The sequence below is a fragment of the Halomonas sp. HNIBRBA4712 genome (assembly GCF_043558675.1).
Lineage (GTDB): Bacteria > Pseudomonadota > Gammaproteobacteria > Pseudomonadales > Halomonadaceae > Vreelandella.
The window spans coordinates 59,896-73,626 of the sequence record NZ_JBIFXR010000007.1 but is presented as its reverse complement, the minus strand read 5'-3'; the positions used below and the strand labels follow the sequence as shown (position 1 = coordinate 73,626).

Annotated in this window: 14 protein-coding genes; 3 read left to right on the top strand and 11 right to left on the bottom strand. The window is 62.3% G+C overall.

What is annotated here, in order from left to right; genetic code table 11:
* Positions 1-31: 31 nt before the first annotated feature.
* The 11 genes from atpB to argC form a co-directional block, all read right to left on the bottom strand.
* Complete coding sequence (atpB, locus tag ACGK9R_RS13795) at positions 32-859, bottom strand: F0F1 ATP synthase subunit A (protein ID WP_394582189.1); 828 nt, start codon at positions 857-859, stop codon at positions 32-34.
* 7 nt (positions 860-866) lie between these two features.
* Positions 867-1,265: an ATP synthase subunit I gene (locus tag ACGK9R_RS13790; RefSeq protein ID WP_394582187.1), complete on the bottom strand. Its 399-nt coding sequence runs from the start codon at positions 1,263-1,265 to the stop codon at positions 867-869.
* Positions 1,266-1,498: 233 nt separating this feature from the next.
* The gene (locus tag ACGK9R_RS13785) at positions 1,499-2,428 is read right to left on the bottom strand and encodes a ParB/RepB/Spo0J family partition protein (RefSeq protein WP_394582185.1); all 930 of its coding nucleotides are present in this window, start codon (positions 2,426-2,428) and stop codon (positions 1,499-1,501) included.
* 99 nt (positions 2,429-2,527) lie between these two features.
* Complete coding sequence (locus tag ACGK9R_RS13780; RefSeq protein ID WP_394582183.1) at positions 2,528-3,295, bottom strand: ParA family protein; 768 nt, start codon at positions 3,293-3,295, stop codon at positions 2,528-2,530.
* Positions 3,295-3,960, bottom strand: a complete 666-nt coding sequence (gene rsmG / locus ACGK9R_RS13775; RefSeq protein WP_394582181.1) for a 16S rRNA (guanine(527)-N(7))-methyltransferase RsmG — start codon at positions 3,958-3,960, stop codon at positions 3,295-3,297. The genes ACGK9R_RS13780 and rsmG overlap by 1 nt, the downstream gene beginning before the upstream one ends.
* The gene (gene mnmG / locus ACGK9R_RS13770) at positions 3,957-5,861 is read right to left on the bottom strand and encodes a tRNA uridine-5-carboxymethylaminomethyl(34) synthesis enzyme MnmG (RefSeq protein ID WP_394582179.1); all 1,905 of its coding nucleotides are present in this window, start codon (positions 5,859-5,861) and stop codon (positions 3,957-3,959) included. The genes rsmG and mnmG overlap by 4 nt, the downstream gene beginning before the upstream one ends.
* 567 nt (positions 5,862-6,428) lie before the next feature.
* On the bottom strand, positions 6,429-7,214 hold the full coding sequence (locus ACGK9R_RS13765; protein ID WP_394582176.1) for an amino acid ABC transporter ATP-binding protein: 786 nt from the start codon (positions 7,212-7,214) through the stop codon (positions 6,429-6,431).
* Between the two features lie 10 nt (positions 7,215-7,224).
* Entirely contained in the window at positions 7,225-7,896 is a 672-nt protein-coding gene (locus ACGK9R_RS13760; RefSeq protein ID WP_394582173.1) for an amino acid ABC transporter permease, read from the bottom strand.
* An 87-nt stretch (positions 7,897-7,983) separates the two neighbouring features.
* Complete coding sequence (locus ACGK9R_RS13755; RefSeq protein WP_394582171.1) at positions 7,984-8,751, bottom strand: transporter substrate-binding domain-containing protein; 768 nt, start codon at positions 8,749-8,751, stop codon at positions 7,984-7,986.
* A gap of 152 nt (positions 8,752-8,903) precedes the next feature.
* On the bottom strand, positions 8,904-9,257 hold the full coding sequence (gene erpA / locus ACGK9R_RS13750; RefSeq protein ID WP_394582169.1) for an iron-sulfur cluster insertion protein ErpA: 354 nt from the start codon (positions 9,255-9,257) through the stop codon (positions 8,904-8,906).
* Positions 9,258-9,374: 117 nt separating this feature from the next.
* Positions 9,375-10,409, bottom strand: coding sequence for an N-acetyl-gamma-glutamyl-phosphate reductase (gene argC / locus ACGK9R_RS13745; protein ID WP_394582167.1), 1,035 nt, complete (start codon positions 10,407-10,409; stop codon positions 9,375-9,377).
* 206 nt (positions 10,410-10,615) lie between these two features.
* Between argC and ACGK9R_RS13740 the strand changes: the two genes are divergently transcribed.
* Genes ACGK9R_RS13740 through ACGK9R_RS13730 form a run of 3 tightly spaced genes read left to right on the top strand, consistent with a single transcriptional unit; the run spans position 10,616 to position 13,653 of the window.
* Positions 10,616-12,406 (top strand): chloride channel protein, encoded by a 1,791-nt coding sequence (locus ACGK9R_RS13740; RefSeq protein WP_394582164.1) that lies wholly within the window; start codon positions 10,616-10,618, stop codon positions 12,404-12,406.
* A gap of 9 nt (positions 12,407-12,415) precedes the next feature.
* Positions 12,416-12,847 (top strand): protoporphyrinogen oxidase HemJ, encoded by a 432-nt coding sequence (gene hemJ / locus ACGK9R_RS13735; RefSeq protein ID WP_394582162.1) that lies wholly within the window; start codon positions 12,416-12,418, stop codon positions 12,845-12,847.
* The gene (locus ACGK9R_RS13730) at positions 12,847-13,653 is read left to right on the top strand and encodes a hydroxymethylpyrimidine/phosphomethylpyrimidine kinase (RefSeq protein WP_394582160.1); all 807 of its coding nucleotides are present in this window, start codon (positions 12,847-12,849) and stop codon (positions 13,651-13,653) included. Before hemJ ends, ACGK9R_RS13730 begins: the two co-directional genes overlap by 1 nt.
* The last annotated feature ends 78 nt before the right edge of the window (positions 13,654-13,731 follow it).

Genomic DNA, 13,731 nt, shown 5'->3' with positions numbered 1-13,731 from the left:
TGATTCGAAATCGTTGACGTTGAGTAAACGTCTAGTGATGCTCGTGCGCCGCGCTCAGGTACACCACCGTCAGTACGGTGAAGATGAACGCCTGCAGCGTGACGACCAGAATGTGGAAGATAGCCCAGGGCACGTCCAGCACCCAGATGGCCCAGAAGGGCAGCATCGCGATCAGGATGAAGATCACCTCGCCGGCGAACATGTTGCCGAACAGACGCATCGCGAGGCTGAAGGGCTTGACCAGCAGAGAGACGATCTCGAGCACCAGGTTGAAGGGGATCAGCGCCCAGTGGTTGAACGGAGTCAGCGACAGCTCGCGGGCAAAGCCACCTACGCCTTTCACCTTGAAGTTGTAATAGAGGATCAGACCGAACACGCCCAGCGCCATACCGAGGGTGGCGTTGACGTCGGTGGTCGGCACGATCTTCATGTAGTCGACGCCGAGTTTGGCGAACAGCACCGGGAAGAAATCGACCGGGATGATCTTGAGCGTGTTCATCAGAAGGATCCAGACGAACAGCGTCAGCGCCAGCGGCGCGATATTGGGGTTGCGCCCGTGGAAGGTGGAGCGGGTCAGGTTCTCGATGAACTCGACGACCATCTCGACGGCATTTTGAAGCCCACCGGGTACGCCGGAGGTAGCGACACGACCGGCCTTGCGAAACAGCCAGATGAACAGAAGGCCCATGCCGATCGACCAGCCCATGGTGTCAAGGTGGATCGCCCAGAAACCCATCTCCACCGCTTCTTCGGACGAGTGCGCCAGCGACCAGCCGTTGACCGGATGATGCCCGAAGGTCAGGTTCTGCAAGTGGTGCTGGATATAGTAAGTCGTCGAGACTTCGTTTCCTGCGGCCATGGAGATGTCACCTCAATTGATTGTGCGGTTTATCGAGCATCAGCCAGGGGGCCAGCCAATGCGTCGAAATGACCGCAACGTAAGCGCTAAAAAATAAAGTTGGGTTTGAGGGAGGCACTGCCACGAAAACCAGCGTAAAAAGAGCCACCGTCAAACCGAACTTGCCCGCCTCGGCGCGCAGCAAGACATTGGCGCCGCGCACCCGGTGCGATGAGAAAATACCCATTCGCTGGATGAAAAACACGTAGGGCAGTACTGCCACCAGCGCCCCAAGCGCGAAGGAGATAGCGCCGCCGGTCTGGGAAAGCCAATACGCACCGCCCGTTCCCAGAAGCGAAAGCCCCAGCTGAGCACGTAAAAGCGCCACGCTATAGGCCCTGCGGCGCCGTATTTCAAATCGCTGCATGACGTCTCGGCACCTGTACTCAGGCATAGAGCCACGAGTGGTTTCATCCGGGCCAGGCCGTTCGTCGATCGAAACGGCCTGCACAAATCTTGCGCGATTATAGGGAAGCGCTATCGCACCTTCAACCGAAGTTGCGTCTAATTTGCGGGTTTACGCGCGCAGATGTGACCAAAGGGCGAAAAAATGAGCCTATCGTGCGCTTATTTAATGAGCCTGCTATTTACTTATGTGGCCTATTTGATATGCCCAAGAATCCCGTCCAACTCCTCGAGACTGGTATAGCGGATGGTGACCTTACCCTTGCCGCGCTGGCCGTGGTCGATCGACACCGGCGCACCGAGCAGCTCGCCCAGCTGAGTCTCGAGCCGCGTGACATCGGCGGTCTTTCTTGTACGTTTGGGAGCGGCTTTCGCCGCTTCGTCGCTACCGAGCTTCTTGACCAGCGCTTCGGTGGCGCGCACGGTCAGATCCCCATTGACCACTTCATGGGCGATGCGCCGCTGCTGAGCGCTTGTTAACGATAAAAGCGCCCGCGCGTGGCCCATGTCGAGATCGCCGCGCTCCAAAAGCGTCTGCACCTCACTGTCCAGGCTCAAAAGCCGCAGCAGATTCGCCACCTGGGTGCGCGATTTGCCCACTGCGTCGGCGATCTGCTGCTGGGTCAGCTCGAACTCCTCGCCCAGGCGCTTAAGCGCCATTGCTTCTTCCACGGCGTTGAGGTTTTCGCGCTGGATGTTCTCGATCAGCGCGAGCGCCAGCGCCACCTCGTCGCTGACCTCGCGGATCACCGCGGGAATGACGTCGAGCTCGGCAAGCTGGGCGGCGCGCCAGCGGCGCTCACCGGCGATGATCTCATAGCGCGCCTCGCCAACGGGGCGCACCACGATCGGCTGCATGACGCCCTGGGCGCGGATCGAGTCGGCCAGCTCTTCGAGCGCTTCGGGCTGGATATCGCGGCGCGGCTGGTACTTGCCGCGGCTCAGCTGCCCCAGCGGCAGCCGCTCCAGGCGCTCGCCGGCGGCGGGTTCGGACAACACGCTCGACGCTTCGGCGTCGACGCTTTCAAACGTCTCGTCGCTGGTCAGCTCCAGCGTGTCACGGCGGCGAGCGCCCGCTCCGATGAGGGCGTCCAGGCCGCGTCCCAGCGCGCGTTTACGCGTCATGCGTTTCCCCTTGAACTTTGAATCATGAACGTCGAATCATGAACATCGAAAAGAACGCGGCCAAAGGCGTTTGGCCCTATCGCCGGCCGCCCATCGCTTTCAAAGCGACAGCTTGCGAATCATCTCTTTGGCCAGCACGCGATATGCCTGGCTGCCCCGCGAAAAGCGTGCGTAGTGGGTGACCGGCAGCCCGTGGCTCGGCGCCTCGGCCACCTTCACGTTACGCGGAATGGTGGTCTTGAGCAGCGCATCGCCGAAAAAGTCGCGCAGCTGCTTGTCCACTTCGCGGGTCAGGCTCGTGCGCTTGTCGTACATGGTGCGCAATATACCCGAAATCGACAGCGCTGGATTGACGCTCTCCTTGATCTGCTCGACGGTATCGAGAAGCGCCGAAAGCCCTTCGAGGGCGTAGAACTCGCACTGTAGCGGAATCAGTACGCCGTCGGCGGCGGTCAGCGCGTTGACGGTCAGCATGTTCAGCGACGGCGGGCAATCGATCAGCACCACATCGTAGTGTTCGGCCACCGAGGCCAGCGCCGTGGAGAGCCGGCTCTGGCGCTCGTCACGATCCAGAAGCTCGACCTCGGCGGCGGTCAAATCGCCGTTGCCCGGCAGGACGTCGAAGTTGACCGGCAGCCCCTTGATAATGGCGTCACTAGCGCTCGCCTCGCCGAGCAGTACGTCCAGCACGCTCTTGTCGAGCTCGTACTTGTCGATACCGCTGCCCATGCTGGCGTGGCCCTGGGGGTCCAAATCCACCAGCAGCACGCGGCGATCCAGGCTTGCAAGGCTCGCCGCGAGGTTGACGGCCGAGGTGGATTTGCCCACGCCGCCTTTCTGGTTGGTCAGGGCAATGATCTGGCTCACTACGAGGCTCCTTCAGGGGTCAGAATCAACAGCTGCCGTTTCGCCGTCTCAAAGGGGATGTCGAGCCGGTGCCGCGCGCTGAGCACGACATCGGCGGAAAGTGCCGACAGTTCATCGTCGGCGCCGGGGCCTTTCATGGCGAGCCACTGCCCGCCGGGGCCGATGAGCGCGCGGGTCAGCTCGACGAAATCCGCGATGCTGGCAAAGGCGCGCGACACCAGCTGATCGAAGGTCTGGCCCTCGAAGGCCTCGACCCGGGTCTGGGTCGGGGTGGCGTTGTCGATGCCAAGCTCCATCACCGCCTGGCGCTGAAAGCGCACCTTCTTGCCGTTGCTGTCGACCAGCGTGACGTGGACCTCGGGCTTTAAAATAGCGATGACCAGCCCCGGAAGGCCTGGGCCTGCGCCCACGTCCAGAAGCGCCTTGCCGCGTACGAAAGGCGCGATCGCGGCGCTATCGAGCACGTGGCGAGCCACCATCTCGAGCGGGTCGCGTACCGCGGTGAGGTTATAAGCCCGGTTCCACTTGTGCAACAGCGCGACCAGCCCCAGAAGCCGCTCGCGCTGGGCCGCCGTCACGTCGAGACCGAGCGTTGCCAGCCCCTGGTCCAGCCTTGAAGCGGCCTCGAGCGGCAGCGTTTTCAAAAGGGCGTCGAGCGAACTCATGCGCTCGCCACCTCGCTAATGTCGATCAACCGGCGCTTTTTCAGGTGAATCAACAGAATCGACACCGCCGCCGGGGTGACGCCGGAGATGCGCGCGGCGTGGGCCAGCGTCTCGGGGCGCGCCTCGGAAAGCTTCTGGCGAATCTCGTTGGAGAGCCCTTCGACCTTCTGGTAGTCAAGCTCCGCCGGCAGGGGGGTCGCCTCGTGGCGCTTGAGCTTGTCGATCTCGTCCTGCTGACGGTCGATGTAGCCCTGGTACTTGGCGTGGATCTGCACCTGCTCGGCAACGGCACCGCTTTGCACCGCGTCGCTTTCGAGTCCGGGCAGTGCGGTGATATCGGCGTAGGTCAGCTCCGGGCGCTTCAAGAGATCCGCCAGCGAGTACTCGCGATTGAGCGGGTGGCCGGTTTTCTCGGCAAGCTTCTCGGCGGCGGCGGTATTGGGCTGTACCCACACCGCCTTGAGCCGCGCGCTTTCGCGCTCGATCGCCTCGCGCTTTTCGCTGAACGCTTCAAAGCGCGCGTCGTCGACCAGGCCAAGTTCGCGACCCTTCTCGGTCAGGCGCAGATCCGCGTTGTCCTCGCGCAGCATCAGGCGGTACTCCGCTCTTGATGTGAACATGCGGTAGGGCTCTTTCGTGCCCATGGTGATCAGGTCGTCGACCAGCACGCCCAGATACGCCTCGTCGCGGCGCGGGTGCCAGGCCTCGAGGGACTTCGCCCGGCGGGCAGCGTTGAGTCCGGCCAGAAGCCCCTGGGCACCGGCTTCTTCGTAGCCGGTGGTGCCATTGATCTGCCCGGCGAAAAACAGGTTGTGGATAAATTTCGTTTCCAGCGAGTGCTTGAGATCGCGTGGATCGAAGAAATCGTACTCGATGGCGTAGCCCGGGCGCGTGATGTGCGCGTTTTCCAGGCCCTTGATCGAGCGCACCACCTGAAGCTGCACATCAAACGGCAGCGAGGTAGAAATACCGTTGGGGTAGAGCTCGTGGGTGTCGAGGCCTTCGGGTTCGATGAAGACCTGGTGGCTCGACTTGTCGGCGAAGCGGTGGACCTTGTCCTCGATCGACGGGCAGTAGCGCGGTCCCACGCCTTCGATGACACCGGAGTACATCGGCGAGCGATCCAGGTTCGCCATGATGATCTCGTGGGTGCGCTCGTTGGTGTGGGCGATATGGCAGCTTACCTGCTGCGGGTGCATTTCCCGGGTACCGAGATAGGACATCACCGGCGTCGGGGTGTCGCCGGGCTGCTCCTCGAGCTGGCCAAAATCCACGCTTTTGGCGTCGATGCGCGGCGGCGTGCCGGTCTTGAGCCGGTCGACGCGAAACGGTAGCGCACGCAGGCGTTCGGCCAGGGCGTTGGAGGGCGGATCACCGGCGCGGCCGCCGCGGCTTTGATCGAGTCCGATGTGGATGACCCCACCCAGAAACGTACCGGTCGAGAGCACCACGGTGTCGCTCAAAAAGCGAATGCCGGTTTCGGTGACCACGCCGCGCACGGTGTCGTTATCCACGATCAGGTCGCCGGCCGCCTGCTGAAAGAGCGTCAGGTTCGGCTGGTTTTCCAGCATGCCGCGAATGGCGGCCTTGTAGCGAATACGATCCGCCTGGGCACGGGTGGCGCGCACCGCGGGCCCCTTGCGGGCGTTCAACACGCGAAACTGAATACCGCCCAGGTCAGTGGCAAGCCCCATGGCACCGCCCAGCGCATCGATCTCCTTGACCAGGTGGCTCTTGCCGATACCGCCAATGGCGGGATTACACGACATCTGGCCCAGGGTTTCGATGTTGTGGGTGAGCAGCAGGGTTTGACAACCCATGCGGGCAGAGGCCAACGCGGCTTCGGTTCCCGCATGGCCACCGCCGATGACGATGACGTCAAAGCGGTCGGGGTAATTCAATTGGCACCTCAACTTGGCCCTTCAAAGAGCGCCGATGGATCGTTTGAGAACGAGGCAGGCCTCGATAAGCCCGCCAGTATAAACCTCCTGTGAATAACAGTCAGGTTTTTCCACACCCCGCTTTCGGGTCACTTCTCTTACTAATAACAAAATAAAAAATAGAGAAAGAAGTTCTGTTGATGTTGTAACTACTGGTGTGGATAAAATCTGTGAATAAGGCATTTTTATCCAACATATTCAAAACACTATATTGTTGACCGAACAGTGATTAAACGGCGTAGTGGCTGCGCGCAAGCGGTGACGAGGCTGTGGATCGAATGGCGGGTTATACACAGCGTGAGAAAAGCACGGGTTATCCACCGATGCATACCGACGCTGTGCGCCTGACTGTGAACAAGGCGGTCACACTACATTGAATCCACCAAAAGCGCTGATGGCGGGCGGTACAGCAATGGATGAAGAAATTCGAAAAAATAGTATCCACAGGCACAAAAAAGGGCCTGTCGTGATGACAGGCCCGTTAGAGCGGTCGATTAAAGCGATTGAAGTGCGCTCAAAGCGCCAATGTTAGTGCTTGAGAACCCGCGCCAGAAACGATTGCGTCCGCTCGTGCTGGGGCGCGTCGAACAGCTGCTCCGGCGGCCCCTGCTCGGTGATTTCACCCTTGTGGATGAAGATCACCCGGTCGGCCACCTCGCGGGCAAAGCCCATTTCGTGGGTGACGATCACCATGGTCATGCCCTCTTTGGCCAGCTCGCGCATGGCGTCGAGCACTTCGCCGATCATCTCCGGGTCGAGCGCCGAGGTAGGCTCGTCGAAGAGCATCAGTCGAGGCTCCATGGCCAAGGCACGTGCCAGCGCCACACGCTGCTGCTGGCCGCCGGAAAGCTGGCTTGGGTACTTGTTCGCCTGGTCGGCGATACCCACCCGGTCGAGCAGGCGTTTGGCGGTATGCGCGGCCTGATCGCGGCGCTGGCCGCGCACCTTGACCGGCGCCAGGGTGACGTTATCGATCACGCTCAGGTGCGGAAACAGGTTGAACTGCTGAAACACCATGCCGACTTCGGTACGAATGGCCTGCAGTGCCCTGGCGCTCTTGCCATGGGGTTCGAGTCTCTTGCCATCCACCTCGAGCCGGCCGGCCTGAAACTCCTCGAGGCCATTGATGCAGCGGATCAGGGTGGATTTACCCGAGCCGCTGGCACCGATGATCACCACGACTTCGCCGGCGGTGATCTCGAGGTCGATATTGTTTAAAACGTGCAGCGCGCCAAAGTGCTTGTTGAGCTTTTCCATGCGCACGATGGGGGCATTGCTGGAGGTGTGATCGCTTGAGGATCGGTTCGCTGTCATGGCGCGCTCCTTATTGTCCGGCGAGATTCGAGCGCTCGACCAGGCGTAGCACCATGGAGAGCGTCCAGGTGATGGCCAGATACAGAAGTGCCACCATGAAGTAGACCTCGAGCGCGGTGAAGGTGGTGGCGATGTAGATCTGGCCCTGACGCACCAGCTCGCCCACCCCGATTACCGAGAAAAGCGAGGTGTCCTTGATGCTGATGATCGCCTGGTTGCCCAGCGGCGGCACCATGCGCTTGAGCGCCTGAGGCCAGATCACGTAGCGAAACGCCTGGGCGCGGGAGAGCCCGAGTGACAACGAGGCCTCGCGCTGGCCGCGTTCGATCGACTGCACGCCGCCGCGCACGATTTCTGAAATGTAAGCGCCGGAGTTGACCGCGATGGCGGCGATACCGGCGACCAGCGCGTTGATCGGCCCGCCCAGAAGCTGGGGCAACCCGTAGAAGATGAACAGCACCTGCACCAGAATCGGCGTACCGCGAAACACCTCGATATAGATGCTCGCCACCCAGCGCATCCAGGCGACGGGGCTGATGCGCAGAAGGCCGAAGAAGATGCCGATGAAAAAGCCGATGGCCAAGCCCCCGAAGGAGATCGCCAGCGTCCAGGGGATACCGGGCAGCAGATGAGGGATCGAGGCGAACGCCGCTGACCAGTCGAACTCAAAGTTAACGTCCACGCGTTATCTCCAAATGGAAGTCACAACATAAAGGGCCGGACGAATCCGTCCGACCCTGCAGGAGTTTGGCTGCGTTGAACGTGCGGCTTAGTCGGCGGTCGGCGCTTCGCCGAACCACTTTTCATAGATCTCGTCGTAGGTGCCGTCTTCGCGCATGGCGGCCAGCGCCTCGTTGGTCGGCTCGAGCCACTCGCTGCCCTTGTGGAAAACGATGCCGTACTGCTGGCCTTCGTAGAGCGGGCCGACCACCTTGGTACGGCCTTCGCCGCGGGTCTGGGAGAAGTAGGCGACATTGGGCGCGTCATACAGCACCGCGTCGACGTTGCGGCCCAGAAGCGCCATGTACATGTCGGCGGTGCCGGGGTAAGGCGTAATGTCGGCGTCTTCACCGAGCTCCTGCTGCAGGAAGTTGTAGCTGGTCGAGCCGATCTTGGTGGCGATGCTCATGCCTTCCAGATCCTCGACGCCTTCGACCTCGTCATTGTCGGCGCGCACGATGATCTGCAGGCCGGAGTCGTAGTAGGGGTCGGAAAAATCGACGACCTGGGCACGCTCGTCGGTGATCGTGGTTCCGGCGATGGCGATCTCCTGGCTGCCGGTTTGCACCGCCGGAATGATACCGGAGAACTCCATGGTGGTGAGGTTGACTTCGAAGCCCGCGCGTTCGGCGACTTCGTTGATGATGTCCATGTCGAAGCCGATCATTTCGCCGGAGTCCGGGTCCATCATCTCGAAGGGAACGAAGCTTGGGTCGGTGGCAACGTTGACCGAAGGGGTCTGGGCAAATGCAGCGGTATTGCCAAGACCGAGGGTCAAGGCGGCGGTAAGGGCGCCGTAGGTAAGCGATTTGTTCATGTGTTTCCCCGTACTGTTATGTAAGGCCTGCGAGACGGACATGAATTGCCCGCCGCGGCTGCCGTTATCGACCTATCAACCTTGGCGAGAAACCGCCAAGGCGTCAAGTCGCGGGGAGTGCGAGGTGTAAACGCAGGCGCCGGGGCCGGCGCTCAAACCATGAACGAGGCGCCGCAACCGCAGGTGGTGGTGGCGTTGGGGTTTTGCACACGAAAACGCGCGCCGGCCAAGCCCTCTTCGAAGTCGACCGTGGAGCCGACCAGATACTGATACGACAGCGGGTCGACCACCAGCGTGGCGTCGCCGAATTCGATCAGCGTGTCGTCGTCGGCGACGTTCTCGGCAAAGTCGAACCCGTACTGAAAGCCCGAACAGCCCCCGCCGGTGACATAAACGCGCAGCTTCAGCGCGGCGTTGTGCTCTTCGGCCTTGAGCGCCTGAATGCGCTTGCGAGCGCTGTCGGAGAGCAGCAAAGGGGTGGGTACGAAAGCTTCTGCACCGCTCATGGGTACCTCCCGCGAGCTTGAATGACTGAATGAAAGCGCAATTATGGGTAATTCCCAGCAAAAGGGTCAACTATTGCTCGACCCTATCGCAAAGAACCCTATCGCAAGAGCACGCCTTCAAGGCATAAGCGCCGGGGCGTTGAGGCCGAGCTTCTCGTCGAAGCCGAACATCAGGTTCAAATTCTGAATCGCCTGGCCCGAGGCGCCCTTGACCAGGTTGTCGATGATCGAGAGTACCACCACGGTGTCGCCGCCTTCCGGGCGGTGAACGGCGATGCGACAAGTGTTGTTACCCTTAACGCTGCGGGTTTCCGGGTGGCTGCCGGCGGGCATTACGTCGACGAAGGGCTCGTTCTTGTAACGCGCTTCAAAAAGCGCCTGCAGGTCCTCGGCGCCAGCATTAAGCGTGGAGTAGAGCGTGGCGTGGATACCGCGAATCATCGGCGTCAGGTGCGGCACGAAGGTGAGCCCGACAGCGCCTGCCTGCATGTCGCCAAGGCCCTGACGAATCTCCGGCAGGTGGCGGTGGCCCGAGGCACCGTAGGCCTTGAAGGATTCGCTCGCCTCGGCGAGAAGCGACGGTACCTTGGCGCCGCGCCCGGCGCCGGTCACCCCGGATTTACAGTCGGCGATCAGCCGAGTCGGGTCGACCAGCCCCGCTTCCAGCAGCGGCAGGTAGCCAAGCTGCACCGCGGTGGGGTAGCAGCCGGGCACCGCAATCAGCCGCGCGGTCTTGATCTTCTCGCGGTGCATTTCGGGCAGCCCGTAGACGGCTTCCTCGAGCAGCGCCGGTGCGCCGTGGGGCTGGCCGTACCACTGGCTCCACTCATCTGCGTCGCGCAGGCGAAAATCCGCTGAAAGGTCGATCACGCGGGTGCCGTTGTCCAAAAGCTCGCCGGCCAGCGTATGGGCCACCCCGTGGGGGGTGGCGAAGAACACCGCGTCCAGCGCGCCAAGGGCGCGGGCATCGGGTTCGCTGAAGGCGAGCGCATCATAGTGGCCGCGCAGATTCGGGTACATGTCGCTGACCTTGACCCCGGCTTCCGAGCGCGAGGTAATCGCCTCGACGCTTACCTCTGGATGCTGGGCGAGCAGGCGCAGAAGCTCCACGCCGGTGTAACCGGTACCGCCCACGATGCCGACCTTGATCACAAGCCACCTCTCGTCGTTTTCACACGTTGATTCGAATTCGTCGTTAACAGCCTAATAAACCGGCGGCGGGCTGTCTAAGCGCCGCAAACCATGATACACAAGTGTCACGATCATTGATCATGGCGGCGTTGGTAAATGCTTACTCGTCGCACGGGTCGGCGTTGAATGCCGTCTTTTATAAAAAGCTGAAGGCAAGGATCGCGGTCGTGGCACGCTTTTCACGCACTGATTTCACTCTCGAGGCCTTTCGGCGTCAGTTGGCCAATGTCGATGCGCTGCCGCAGCTCTGCGTGCTGGGGCTTCTGTCCGGCCTCATTACCGGGGCGGTCATGGTGGGCTTTCGCCTGCTGCTCGAGGCGGGCGCGGCGCTTTACATGCCAGGCGCCGACCCCGAGGCGTTCGAGGGCCTGGCGCCCTGGCTTCGCGCATCGTTGCCGCTTTTTGCGGTCACGCTGATGGGGATCTTTCTCTATCGCCAGAAGGCGGCGGCGCAAAAGCTCGACGTGGGCCACGTGATCGAGCGGCTCTCCTATCATCAGGGCCGCTTTCCGCTGCGCAATTGGCTCAACCAGTGGTGGGTGGGCGTGGTTTCGGTGCTAGGCGGGCTCTCCGCCGGGCGTGAGGGCCCCGCCATTCATTTGGGCGCGGCGGCCTCGAGCGGGCTCGGGGTGAAGCTTCGCCTGCCCAACAACAGCCTGCGTGTGCTGGTAGCCTGCGGTACCGCCGCGGGCATCTCGGCCTCCTTCAATACGCCGATCGCCGGGGTCATCTTCGCCATGGAAGTGGTGATGATGGAGTACACCCTGATGAGCTTCATGCCGGTGATTTTGGCCTCGACCATGGGGGCGGTGGTCGCCCAGGTGGTTTACGGCAGTGAACCCGCCTTTCGCATTCCCGAAGTCACCCTGGGCTCGCTGATGAACCTGCCCTGGGTGGTGATTACCGGGCTGTTCATCGGACTTCTTGCCGGGCTTTTCATCCATATCGCACATAACCAGCGCTTGAGTCGGCTGCCGCTCTGGCTGCGCCTGGCGGCGGTGGGGCTGGCTACCGGCGCCGTTGCTTTCTGGTTTCCCCAGGTGCAGGGCATCGGCTACGACAGCCTTGCGGCGGCGCTCAATAACCAGCTGGGCGTCGGCGTGCTGCTGGGGCTGGTGGTGACCAAGCTTTTGATCACCGCGCTGACCGTGGCTGGCGGCGTGCCGATTGGTATCATCGGCCCGGTGCTGGTGGTGGGCGCCGCCGCCGGGGCGCTCAGCGGCTCGCTAGGGCTCTGGCTCTGGCCCGCGCCCGCCGCCGACCCCGGCGTGTTCGCCATGCTGGGGATGGCGGCGATGATGGGCGCGGTGCTTCAGGCGCCGCTGGCCGCACTCATGGCGCTTCTGGAGCTGACCCATACGCCGAACATCATGTTACCGGGGATGCTGGTGGTGGTGGTGGCGTGTCTGACCTCGCGCCAGCTCACCGGCTGCGAGGGCTTTTTCGTAAGCTCGGTGCGCTACGGCCTGCACCCCTTACAGCAGCCCTTGATGCAGGCGCTTTCCCGCGTATCGGTGCCGGCGGTAATGGAGCGCCAGCTGGTGCGCACGCCGCGCGTAGTGACGCCGGACCAGGCGCGCAAGCTTCTGGAAACCAACCCGGTGTGGCTTCTGATAGAGCGCTCCAGCGAAGAGAAGCCGGCGCTGGGGATGAAGGCGGCGGCGCTGGCGCGCTGGCTTCTGGAGCACGACGAGGCGCTCGAGGTCAAGCCGCCGCCGGAGGACGAGCTGGTGGATCTTCTCGAGATACCCGGCCAGCGCATCGAAATGGCGCCGATCGCGCTTCAGGCCACGCTTTCAGAGGCCTTCGTCAAACTTCAGGATAAGGCGCTGGGCGGGCTTTACGTGGTGCACGGCTATCGACCGAAGCAGCAGCGAATTTCAGGTATCATTACCCGGGGGGCGATCGAGCGCTACTATTACTACTCGGACCCCCGTGACAACGAGCCTACCGCGTAAGGAGACCCCATGTATTTGTGGATGAAGGCCCTGCATCTGGTGGCCATGGTGACGTGGTTTGCCGCGCTGTTCTATCTGCCCAGGCTTTACGTCTACCACGCCATGGCCCGCGACAAGGGCGATGAGCAAGCGATTACTTACTTCGCGACCATGGAGCGCAAGCTCTACCGCGGCATCATGACGCCGTCGATGATTCTGGTGCTGGTGTTCGGTGGGGCCATGCTCTATCTTGTGCCCGGCTGGCTAAGCCAGGGGTGGATGCACGCCAAGCTGACGCTGGTGGCGCTATTGATCGCCTACCATCACGTGTGTCTGATCTATCTCAAGCAGTTCGCCCAGGGGCGCTGCACCAAAAGTCACCGATTTTTTCGCTTTTTCAATGAAGCGCCGGTGATTGCGCTGATCGCGGTAGTGCTGCTCGCCGTGTTGAAGCCCTTTTGATGAGTCGCCCGCTTCCTCCTACCGTTCTAGTACTGGCGGGCCATGACCCGACCGGCGGCGCGGGCCTGATCGCCGACAGCGAAGCCATTACCGGCTGCGGCGGCTGGGCGCTGACCGTACCCACCGCGCTCACGGTGCAGAACTGTCACGACGTCGAGCGCGTGCTGCCCGCCGACCCGGAACTCATGTGCCACTCCGCCCGCGCCCTCGAGGCGTTCTCCATCGGCGCGATCAAGCTGGGGCTTCTGGCTAGTGAGGCGACGCTTTTGGCCGCCGAGCGCATCATCCGCCGCTTTCCCGGCGTGCCCGTGATCGCGGACCCGGTGCTCAAGGCCGGCGGCGGCGCCGAGTTATCCACCGCCGCTTTGAAACGGCTCTACGTCGACCGGCTGCTACCGCTTGTGGATATCCTCACACCCAACCGCTTCGAGCTGGCCGAGCTGGCGCCTGAAATCGACGAAAGTGAAGACGACACGGCTCGTGCGGTGGCGCTGATCTCCCGGGGCTGTCAGGCGGTGCTGGTGACCGCCACCGACGATCCGCTGCCGGGTAATTCAGGCCAGGTCGTCAATACGCTGCACTCGCCGGACACCACCCGCCAGTGGCAGTGGCCAAGGCTTGCTCAGCGTTTTCACGGCTCCGGCTGTACATTGGCTTCCGCCATTGCCGCGCGCATGGCGGTGGGTGAGCGCTTACCCACCGCCTGCGAACAGGCCCAGCACTATACCTGGCAGGCGCTGTCGAACGCGTTCGAGCCGCCAAGCGGGCAGCACCTGCCCGGGCGCTTGCCGCGTAGCCGACTGTGATGCGCGCCCGCAAGCGCCGGTTTAAGTTCAACGACTGCGCCCCCATCTTTCTGCCAATGACGCTTTTGTCACCGAGCC